Raw genomic sequence first — 10,211 nt, 5'->3', positions numbered from 1 at the left:
TTATTGGGTATTTGCCACAATATATCCATTTGAGAGTTGTGATGGTTCAAAGGGCTATTTATCATGTAGAAGAAGAGCTTCTGAAGCTGAAATTAAAGCTGCTCAAGAACTTTATGCTAAATGGAAACTTGAAGAGTAGTAAATATAAGGAGTAAAAAATGGAAACAATGAACGCTAATGGGAATAACAATTCAAATATTAACAATCCTGAGGAGCATGATGTAATAGATTATGCTAACACTAGTGAGTATATGACTTTTGAGCTTGGTGCAATGAAATATGCAATTGAATTGCCAAAAATTAGAGAGATTTTAACATATCCAGATATTATTACTCATCTACCAAATACAGAAGATTGGGTAAAAGGTTTAATTAATTTAAGAGGTGAAGTTGTACCAATTTTGGATATAAGAATCAAGTTTAATACTGGTGAAGCTATTTATGATAGTAATACGGCTGTAATTGCTGTAATTACTGAAGATAAAAGAATGATTGGTATTATTGTAGATAAAGTTGATGATGTTCAAAGATTAGATACATCTTCATTAGCACCTGTTTCAGATATGGGTTCAGCAATTCCTTCAAAATATTTAAAAGGTTTTGTAAGATTAGAGAATAATCAAATGCTAGTAATCATGGATATTGAAGCAGTTGTACATAAAGACGAACTAAAAGATTCATAATGCAAGAAAAAATAATAGAACTTAGAAAATTAAAGCTTCTATTTGTTGAAGATGAAGATGATTTAATAAATATAATCACTGATACTTTAAACAAGTTAGAAGCAAATTTTCTAACAGCTCAAAACGGTCAAGAAGCTTTAGAAATTATTGAGGCAAATGATGATTTAGATGCGGTAATAACTGATATAAATATGCCTATATTAAATGGTTTAGAAATGATTCAAATATTAAAAGAGAAAAAACCAGATTTACCAATTATTGTTATGTCTGCACATACTGAAATAGAGTATATTGATAAAGCTAAAGAGTTTGGTGTAAAAGACTACTTATTAAAGCCATTTGATTTTATGAAATTTATTGAGTTAATAACAAGTATGGAATTAAAAAAAGATGTCACTTGATAAAGATAGTTTAAAAAGGTTAAGAGCTTTATATGTAGAAGATGATGATAATATAAGAAATGAATTATCCTCTTTATTATCTAATTTCTTTGGAAAAATCCTTGTTGCAAAAGATGGGAAAGATGGTATTGAACAGTATGTGAAAAATAGTCAAGAAATTGATGTTATTATATCAGATATAAATATGCCATATTTAACTGGAATAGAAATGATTAAAAGAATTAGAGAACATAATAAAGATATTCCTGTTATTTTTACAACTGCATACTCTGATAATGAGTACTTAGCAGATGCTATTAAACTTAAAGTTTATGAATATATTGTAAAGCCTATTGATATTAGAAAACTACTTACAGTCTTAAATGAACTAGCTACTATTTTACATCAAAATGAGTTAATTGCAAAACAGAATGAAGAGCTTGAGAAGTATAAAGATGTAATTGATGCAAATAATATAGTTATAAAAACTGATGCAACAATGAAAATAACTTATGTAAATGAACTTTTTTGTAAAACAACAAGTTTTAGTACAGATGAATTAATTGGAAGTGAATTAAATATTTTAAGACATAATGATACTGACCCTAAAATTTATGAACAGATATATAAAAATATTCTTGATAATAAAGAGTGGAAAGGACGAATTAAAAATAGAACCAAAGAGAATGGTTACTATATAAGTGATACTTATATTATCACAACTACTGATGATAATAGTAAAATTACTGGCTCTTTATGTGTACAAAAAGATATTACAGATGAGATAAATAAGAAAAGAGAAGTGCAGTTAGCTCTTATGAAAGATAAAGGTGATATTTTTATAAAAAGTAAAGCTGGTTCTGCTGAACAAACAGTAATAATCAATAATCTTAAACATGATATTGAACAATTAAGAAAAGAGTTAAACTCTGTAAAATCAGAAAGAGATAAATATTTATATAAAATAGATAATTTAAACAAAGATAATAAGAAATTAAGAGGCGAACTAAATTATTATATAAGTAGTGAACAGAAAAATAAAAAAGAGAGTACTTTTGCACTAAAAGCAAATAAAGAGAATGCAGATTTAAAAATTCAAGTTAAAAAATTAAATGCAAAAATTGAAGATACTATTGAGTATTATGAAAAAAAATGTAAACAAATAGAGGTTAATTATCAAGTAGAAGTAGAAGAGCTAGAGCAAGAGCTTCATGATATGAAACGTAAGTTAGGCAAAATTGAAAATGCTGAAATGATGGAGCAAAAAATTGAGTACTGGCAAGAGAAAGCAAAAGCAGAAGCTAAAAAATCTGAAAAAATGGAAAGAGAGATTATGCAAAGTGGTGATAAATCACTAATGGATAGACTTTTTGGTACAAAATAGAGTAAAGCTTACTCTATTTTATAGTAATTGATTCTATTTTTTGTTCACTTAAAGGTTTGTTACCTTGATATTGACCTGAAGTTGGAACATTTTCAATTTTTCTTATTACATCCATACCTTTTTTCACATATCCAAAAATAGTATGTTTCCCATTTAGCCAATATGCAGGAACAGTAGTTATAAAAAACTGACTTCCATTTGTATTAGGGCCCCTATTTGCCATAGCTAATATTCCAGCTTTATCAAATACTGCATTTGGTGCAAACTCATCTTTAAAAGGTTTTTTCCAAATTGATTCGCCACCTCTACCAGTACCTGTTGGATCACCAGTTTGAATCATGAAATTCTTAATAACTCTATGAAAAATAATACCATCATAATAACCATTTTTTGAATGAGTTACAAAGTTTTCAACTGCTTTTGGTGCTAAATCCTTTCTTAATTCAACTTCAATATTACCTTTATTTGTTTTGATTATTGCAACAGGATTTGCTGCTTGTAGTGTAAGCATCAAAGTGCATAGAAGAAAAATAATTTTTTTCATAACTTTCCTTTTTAAATATTTGAAAAAGAGTATAATATTAATGTTTTTAATATATTATTAAAAATTCTATTTTATAAAGATTTAATAATTGTTTGTTAAAATTCAAGAAATTACTATATCTATAAGGATTTGTTATGGAAATGCCATCAATGCCACAACCTACATTTTTTCTTTTTAAATGTGAACAAAGTGCACCACCAGGAATGCCTAAACCTTCATGTGTAAATGAACAAACGCAAGATTTGTTTAATTATTTATCACAAATGTTAATGGAAAAGAAAATTATGGGGCCTGTTCAAGCGATTAGAACTTCATGTCTTGGTAGATGCCAAATGGGTCCATTGATGTTAGTAGAGCCAGGTCATTATATGTATTGTCAATTATCTAAGGAAAAAATTGATAGAATAATAGATGAACATATACTAGGGAAAGAGCCTGTAACTGAGTTTTTAATTCCAAAACAGTATTGGGATGAACCAGTTAGTTTAGAAAAATAAAGGGTTAATAAAATGACATTTGATATGTTATATAGCAAAATACATAGAGCAACTGTAACAGATGCAAATTTGAACTATGTAGGTTCAATTACTATTGATGAAGAGCTTATGCAAGCTGCACATTTAAGAGTTGGACAAAAAGTAGAGATTGTAAATATTAATAATGGTGAAAGATTTGCTACATATGTAATAAAAGGCAAAGCTGGAAGTAAAGATATGTGTTTAAATGGTGCTGCAGCTAGAAAAGTTGAAATTGGTGATAAAATTATTGTTATTGCTTATGCATCATATAGTGAAAAAGAGTTAGAAACTTATAAACCAACAGTTGTTATAGTTGATGAGAAAAACAATATTGATACAGTAACAAATGAACTTGTAGGAAGTGATAATGTTTGATGGAATTGATTTAAGTAAACTTAATTTAAATGAAATGATGAGTCAAGTGCAAGATATGGCAAATCAGGCAAAAGAAGAGAATGCCTCAAAAGTTTTTACTTCTAAAGCAGGTGGTGGAATGGTTGAAATTTCAATCAACGGAAATAGTGAAATTATAGATTTAAAAATAGATGATTCACTTTTAGAAGATAAAGATTCACTTCAAATACTATTAATTTCATGTATTAATGATGTGATTAAACAATCAGATGAAAATAAAAAAATGATGGCCATGAATATGATGGGTGGTATGGGCTCTTTTGGACAAAAATCATAATATGAAAAAAATGCTAGATAAATTTGAAGATTACTTAAATAGTAATCTTCCCTCTTCAAAAACTTTTCACCCACATTTTGAATCAGCTTTAGAAGATATGTTAAAAGCAGGTGGCAAAAGATTTAGGCCTATGCTCTTACTATCTGTTGTAAACTCTAAAAATCCACTTTTAGTTAGTAACTCTCTTCCTGTAGCTTTAGGAGTAGAATTTTTACACACATACTCATTAGTTCATGATGATTTACCAGCTATGGATGATGCTGATTTAAGAAGAGGCTTTCAAACTTTGCATAAAAAGTATGATGAAGTAACAGCTATTTTAGTTGGAGATGCTTTAAATACTCATAGTTTTAATCTTTTAGCTAATGCACCTCTTAGTAATGATATAAAAATAGAGTTAATTAAAACACTTTCAAGTGATGGTGGCATTGATGGAATGATTATTGGTCAAGCAATAGATTGTCATTTTGAAAACCAAAAGCTTAAACTTGATGAACTAGAGTTTTTACATTTACACAAAACCGCAAAACTTATAGCTGCAAGTTTAAAAATGGGTGGAATAATCGCACAATATGATAGTTCTTTACAAGATAAACTATATAATTTTGGAATGGATATAGGTTTACTGTTTCAAATTCAAGATGATATTATTGATGAAACACAAAGTGAAGAAGAGGCTGGAAAAACAACACATAATGATAATGCTAAAAACTCTTTTGTAAATCTTTTAGGATTAAAAGGAGCTATTGATGCTGCTGATAGTTTAGCAGCTAAATGTGAAGAACAATTGGCTTGTTTAGATGAAAAATTAAAACACTCTTTAGACGAGTTACTTCATAAATATCTACATAGACATAAATAATATTAAAACTTTTAGTCAAAATAACTCAAACTACTTGACAAAAAATAAAAAATTTTATAAAATTTAGCACTCAAAAAAATAGAGTGCTAATCTAATTTTAAAACTTGATAGGAGATACTATAATGAATTTTAAACCACTAGGAGAAAGAGTTCTAGTTAAAAGAACAGAAGTTGAAAATAAAACTGCAAGTGGAATTTATATTCCTGATAATGCAAAAGAGAAGCCGCATACTGCTACAGTAGAAGCTATTGGTTCAAAAGTAGAGGATGTTAAAGTGGGAGATACTATAGTATTTGAACAATTCAGAGGAACAGAGTTAAATCTTGAAGGTCAAGAATACTTAGTATTAAATGTTGAAAATATTATAGGAGTTATGTAATTTGCTTTTGCAAGTTGCATAGTAAATTTAAAAGTATAAAAAAATAAAAAAAGGACAAGCAATATGGCAAAAGAAGTAATGTTTAGTGATAATGCAAGAAATAGATTATTTACAGGTGTTGAAAAACTAGCTGATGCTGTAAAAGTAACAATGGGACCTAGAGGAAGAAATGTACTATTACAAAAATCTTTTGGTGCTCCAAATATCACTAAAGATGGTGTATCTGTTGCAAGAGAAATTGAATTAGATGATACTTTAGAAAATATGGGAGCTCAACTTGTAAAAGAAGTTGCTTCAAAAACTGCAGATGAAGCAGGAGATGGTACAACAACTGCTACTGTTTTAGCTTATTCAATCTTCAAAGAAGGATTAAGAAATGTAACTGCTGGTGCTAATCCTATTACTTTAAAAAGAGGAATGGATAAAGCAGCAGAAGCTATATTAACTGAATTAAAAAATGCATCAAAAGAAGTTGCAAATAAAACTGAAATTGAACAAGTTGCAACAATTTCTGCAAACTCTGATAGTGCTATTGGTTCTATGATTGCAGAAGCGATGGATAAAGTAGGAAAAGATGGTGTTATTACTGTTGAAGAAGCTAAAGGAATCTCTGATGAGTTAGATGTAGTTGAAGGTATGCAGTTTGATAGAGGTTACTTATCTCCATACTTTGTAACTAATTCAGAAAAGATGATTGCTGAGATGGATAATCCATATATTTTATTATATGATAAAAAAATCTCTAATTTAAAAGAGATGTTACCAATCTTAGAAGCAGTTAATCAAGCAGGAAGACCTCTTTTAATTATTGCAGAAGATGTAGATGGTGAAGCATTAGCTACATTAGTTGTAAATAGATTAAGAGGTTCATTAAACATTGCGGCTGTTAAAGCTCCAGGATTTGGTGATAGAAGAAAAGCAATGCTTGAAGATATTGCAGTGTTAACTGGTGGTACAGTTATTTCTGAAGAGATGGGAATGACTTTAGATGGTGCTGGAATTGACTCTCTTGGTACGGCTGCTAGAGTTGTAATTGATAAGGATAATACAACTATTGTAAATGGTTCAGGAAGTGCAGAAGCAGTTGAAGCAAGAGTTGGTCAAATTAGAAATGAAATTGCAAATACTACAAGTGATTATGATAAAGAGAAATTACAAGAAAGACTTGCAAAACTTTCTGGTGGAGTTGCAGTAATTAAAGTTGGTGCTGCTACTGAAACTGAAATGAAAGAGAAAAAAGATAGAGTTGATGATGCCTTAAGTGCAACAAGAGCTGCTGTTGAAGAAGGTATTGTAATTGGTGGTGGAGCTGCACTAATTAAAGCTGCTGCAAAAGTTGCTTTAGAGCTTGAAGGTGATGAGCAAATTGGTGCGGATATTGTACTAAGAGCAATCTCAGCTCCACTAAAACAAATTGCTACAAATGCAGGATTTGATGCTGGTGTTGTAGTAAATGAAGTTGCAAAATCAGATGATATTAATTATGGATTTGATGCAGCAACTGGAAATTATGTAGATATGTTCAAAGCAGGAATTGTTGACCCTGCAAAAGTTGAAAGAGTTGCTATGCAAAATGCTGTATCAGTTGCATCTTTACTTTTAACAACAGAAGCTACAGTTACAGATATTAAAGAAGAGAAAGCTAGTGCACCTGCTATGCCTGATATGGGTGGAATGGGTGGAATGCCTGGTATGATGTAAAAATAGTTAAAACTTATTTAATTATTTGTTAACCGCACCTTTTTATAAGGTGCGGTTTTTTTATTTATAATTTTTCAGAAATTTTAAATTTCATTTTTTAATTAAAGGTTTCAGATGTTTTCAAATAGAGTATATATCGCTGTTAGTTTAGATGGATATATAGCAGATAAAAATAATAGTGTTAAGTGGTTAGATATTGTACCAGTGAATGAGAAAATAGAAAATGAATTTTCAAATTTTATGAATAGTATTGATTGTGTAGTGATGGGTAAAAATACATTCAATGTTGTTAAAAACTTTAATGATAAGTGGCCTTATAATAAAAAAGTATTTGTTCTTAGTAGCTCTATGCAATCTATTCCAAAAGGATATGAAGATAAGATAGAACTACTTAATATGAAACCCTTAAAATTAGTTAACTTTTTAAATAATAAAGGGTATAAAAATTTGTACATTGATGGAGGAAAAACAATTCAAAATTTTTTAGAATATGATTTAATTGATGAGATGATAATTTCTACAATACCTATTTTATTAGGAGAAGGGAAACCTTTATTTTCAAAATTAACAAAATCAAAACTTTTTAAGATTATTGATACTAAGATCGTTGCACAATTTTATACTCAAACTATATATAAAAAACAAAGATAAGTATTATATTTTCGTTTTTAAATAGTTTTGTCTTAGCTTTTCAGGTAGTTTTTCTATTGCATATCTAAGCATTGTTCTTGGCATTTTTTTATATCTTTGATTTAAAAACTCTATCATTGTATTTTCATCTTTTTTACCTACATTTCTAATAGCCCAACCTACAGCTTTATGAATTAAGTCATGTTTATCTTCAAGTAAAATATCTGCAATTTTTAATGTATCATGATAATTCCCATTATTTATAAAAGCAAAAGTACTAATAATTGAAACTCTTTTTTTCCATAAATTATTTGATGTTGCAAACTCATAAAGTATTGATTTATCTTTTTTTATTAAGTAATCACCTACAATATGAGAAGAAGTTACATCAATTAAATCCCAATTATTAACCCAAGATATATTTATAATATAAAAATTGAAAATCTCATCTTTTTTATTTATTTTTTTTGATTTATATTGATGTGTTAAAACTAAAAGTGCAAACATTCTATACTCATGGTAAGGTGAGTGTAAAAACTCTTTTATCTCTTCAAAATTAAGAGTAAAGTAGAACTTTTTTACAATTTTTCTAATATCTGGAACTTTTATTCCTAAAAATATATCTTTATGTGCATATTCTCCTATATTAGTTTTGAAAAATCTTTTATATGTATTTATATTATCACTATCTATAAAATTATCTAAGTCTTTTTTTATTTTTTCTATTTTATTCATAAATGCTCTTAATTTAGAAGTTTAATTAATTTTAACAAATTTTTTAAAAAAGTATTAAATAAACTGATGGTTTATAAAAATAAAAGTAAGAGTTAATTATAATAAACCACTAGTTTATTAAAGGTTTATTATGCCAATAGTTGTAAATAAAGAAGAAAAAATAGAGTTGATTTGTAAAAAAGCGTATGAGCAATTTAAAAAAGAAGAAATTGAAAAAATTTCATTAAATAAACTTATAGAAAAAATAGATATATCAAAAGGTCAATTTTATCACTATTTCAAAACAAAAGAGGAGCTTGTTTTTGAAGTTATGAAACGCAAAACAAAAGAGTATTTTAAAATATGTGAAATTGATTTAAAAAAATGTAACAGTTTTGAAGAGAGTTTATTGCGTTTTTTTAATGTTTATATAGCTGAGGATGAATTATCAAAAAGTTTAAGAAAGTTATTTTTTGCAAGTTTTCAAACATATTTATATTCAAATAAAAAAGAAGTAACACATTATAATCACTTTTATTATGAATATGTGGATAAAAAACTATTAAAGATTTTTGAAGAGTATAAAATTAGTAATAATAAAAAAAAGTTTATTAAATCTATTTGCTCTACAGCTGATGGTATGTATTTTAGAGATTTAGTAGATAGTAAGTTTAATTTACAAAAAGAATTGAGTATTTATTTAAAAGAAATATCAATGATTTTATTAAAGGAATAAAAATGCATTGGTGGTATTTATTTGCAGGAATAGTATTTGAAGTAATGGGAACACTTTGTATAAAACAAGCATCAATTACAAATAGTTATTTTTGGGCAGGTGCAGTTGTTATTTTATACATTATTTCATTTACATTAGTTGGTATATCAGTTAAAAAAATTGACATTGGTACTGCATATGCTATTTGGGCAGGTTTTGGAACAGTTGCTATTACTCTTTTAGGTTGGATAGTTTTTAAAGAGTTTATGAGTATTCAAAAATTAATAGCAGTTTTATTAATTGTTGTAGGCACAGTAATGCTAAAACTTGAATATGCATAGAGTTGTAACAATAAAAAAGGGGAAAAAGTTTTAACTTTTTCCCCTTTTTTCATGATTGTTAGAAATAAATCCTGTGTTTATTCCCCAAGTCTTTATTAGTGACTTAAATTATGATTTCTTCGTAACAGTGATAAGTTGTTCTTTTAAATTATCTATTTAAAACTCCTATCTTTCATAACCTCCGTTACTTTGGATAAGATAAGTATAGCACTTTATTAACTTAAATGTAAATTAAATTATTAAAATAAATCAATAAAATTATCTAAATTATATATTTAATCATTAAATTTGGCCTAGAAAGGGCTTTTTGTGGAGATTCTATAAAACCATGCTTTTTATAAAAATTTTTTAATTGTACTAAATTTAAGCTATTTGAGTCTAAAGGAAGTACATTTAATACTACTTTTTGGAAACCTTTTTTTTCAAAAAACTCTAATGAACGTTTTAAAACTTTAGTTCCAACATTCTTATTTCTATAATCTCTTTCAACTTTTAATAGTTCAATAAAAATTGTTTTACTATTTTTACAAAAAGTTGCGTTTAAAAATGCTCTATTTTCATCTTTTATAAATATTTTATTGTCTGTAAATTTTACTTTCATTTAACTTTTTAAAAAAAGTATGACTATATAAAGTGACATCAAAGTGTCATGCTTGAGCTTTAAAGTA

Annotated in this window: 15 protein-coding genes; 12 read left to right on the top strand and 3 right to left on the bottom strand. The window is 27.4% G+C overall.

All coding sequences use genetic code 11. The features are described 5' to 3' along the window. The first annotated feature begins 158 nt into the window (after positions 1-158). From CP960_RS11265 to CP960_RS11255, 3 genes are read left to right on the top strand one after another with little or no spacing between them, the layout of a single operon-like run. Positions 159-683 (top strand): chemotaxis protein CheW, encoded by a 525-nt coding sequence (locus CP960_RS11265; protein ID WP_228152068.1) that lies wholly within the window; start codon positions 159-161, stop codon positions 681-683. Further along, positions 683-1,084: a response regulator gene (locus CP960_RS11260; protein ID WP_101185593.1), complete on the top strand. Its 402-nt coding sequence runs from the start codon at positions 683-685 to the stop codon at positions 1,082-1,084. Before CP960_RS11265 ends, CP960_RS11260 begins: the two co-directional genes overlap by 1 nt. Then, the gene (locus CP960_RS11255) at positions 1,074-2,447 is read left to right on the top strand and encodes a response regulator (RefSeq protein WP_101185592.1); all 1,374 of its coding nucleotides are present in this window, start codon (positions 1,074-1,076) and stop codon (positions 2,445-2,447) included. Before CP960_RS11260 ends, CP960_RS11255 begins: the two co-directional genes overlap by 11 nt. Before the next feature lie 13 nt (positions 2,448-2,460). Here the strand turns inward: CP960_RS11255 and CP960_RS11250 are convergent, their stop codons facing one another. Next, the gene (locus CP960_RS11250; RefSeq protein ID WP_101185591.1) at positions 2,461-2,991 is read right to left on the bottom strand and encodes a peptidylprolyl isomerase; all 531 of its coding nucleotides are present in this window, start codon (positions 2,989-2,991) and stop codon (positions 2,461-2,463) included. A gap of 134 nt (positions 2,992-3,125) precedes the next feature. Here CP960_RS11250 and CP960_RS11245 point away from each other — a divergent pair, with 134 nt between their 5' ends. From CP960_RS11245 to CP960_RS11215, 7 genes are all read left to right on the top strand, one after another. Then, positions 3,126-3,488, top strand: a complete 363-nt coding sequence (locus tag CP960_RS11245) for a (2Fe-2S) ferredoxin domain-containing protein (protein WP_101185590.1) — start codon at positions 3,126-3,128, stop codon at positions 3,486-3,488. A 12-nt stretch (positions 3,489-3,500) separates the two neighbouring features. After that, positions 3,501-3,884 carry an aspartate 1-decarboxylase gene (gene panD / locus CP960_RS11240; RefSeq protein WP_101185589.1) on the top strand — a complete coding sequence of 128 codons (384 nt, stop codon included), beginning with the start codon at positions 3,501-3,503 and terminating at the stop codon, positions 3,882-3,884. Further along, positions 3,877-4,200 (top strand): YbaB/EbfC family nucleoid-associated protein, encoded by a 324-nt coding sequence (locus CP960_RS11235; RefSeq protein WP_101185588.1) that lies wholly within the window; start codon positions 3,877-3,879, stop codon positions 4,198-4,200. The genes panD and CP960_RS11235 overlap by 8 nt, the downstream gene beginning before the upstream one ends. Before the next feature lie 10 nt (positions 4,201-4,210). Next, complete coding sequence (locus CP960_RS11230; protein ID WP_196778336.1) at positions 4,211-5,062, top strand: polyprenyl synthetase family protein; 852 nt, start codon at positions 4,211-4,213, stop codon at positions 5,060-5,062. Positions 5,063-5,184: 122 nt separating this feature from the next. Next, complete coding sequence (gene groES / locus CP960_RS11225) at positions 5,185-5,442, top strand: co-chaperone GroES (protein WP_099311475.1); 258 nt, start codon at positions 5,185-5,187, stop codon at positions 5,440-5,442. 63 nt (positions 5,443-5,505) lie between these two features. Further along, positions 5,506-7,143 carry a chaperonin GroEL gene (gene groL, locus CP960_RS11220; protein WP_101185587.1) on the top strand — a complete coding sequence of 546 codons (1,638 nt, stop codon included), beginning with the start codon at positions 5,506-5,508 and terminating at the stop codon, positions 7,141-7,143. 114 nt (positions 7,144-7,257) lie between these two features. Further along, entirely contained in the window at positions 7,258-7,794 is a 537-nt protein-coding gene (locus CP960_RS11215) for a dihydrofolate reductase family protein (protein WP_101185586.1), read from the top strand. 3 nt (positions 7,795-7,797) lie between these two features. Here the strand turns inward: CP960_RS11215 and CP960_RS11210 are convergent, their stop codons facing one another. Next, positions 7,798-8,508: a DNA alkylation repair protein gene (locus tag CP960_RS11210; protein ID WP_101185585.1), complete on the bottom strand. Its 711-nt coding sequence runs from the start codon at positions 8,506-8,508 to the stop codon at positions 7,798-7,800. A 130-nt stretch (positions 8,509-8,638) separates the two neighbouring features. Between CP960_RS11210 and CP960_RS11205 the strand changes: the two genes are divergently transcribed. Next, positions 8,639-9,223, top strand: coding sequence for a TetR/AcrR family transcriptional regulator (locus CP960_RS11205; RefSeq protein WP_101185584.1), 585 nt, complete (start codon positions 8,639-8,641; stop codon positions 9,221-9,223). A gap of 2 nt (positions 9,224-9,225) precedes the next feature. Beyond that, positions 9,226-9,543 carry a DMT family transporter gene (locus CP960_RS11200; RefSeq protein WP_101185583.1) on the top strand — a complete coding sequence of 106 codons (318 nt, stop codon included), beginning with the start codon at positions 9,226-9,228 and terminating at the stop codon, positions 9,541-9,543. Positions 9,544-9,805: 262 nt separating this feature from the next. On the opposite strand, the gene CP960_RS11195 is transcribed toward CP960_RS11200, so the two are convergent. Continuing rightward, on the bottom strand, positions 9,806-10,144 hold the full coding sequence (locus CP960_RS11195; protein WP_101185582.1) for a GNAT family N-acetyltransferase: 339 nt from the start codon (positions 10,142-10,144) through the stop codon (positions 9,806-9,808). Positions 10,145-10,211 lie beyond the last annotated feature (67 nt).

The organism is Malaciobacter halophilus (assembly GCF_002837275.1).
Classification (GTDB): Bacteria; Campylobacterota; Campylobacteria; order Campylobacterales; family Arcobacteraceae; genus Malaciobacter; species Malaciobacter halophilus.
The sequence above is the reverse complement of the archived record's forward strand: the minus strand, read 5'-3'. Positions and strand labels throughout refer to the sequence as shown.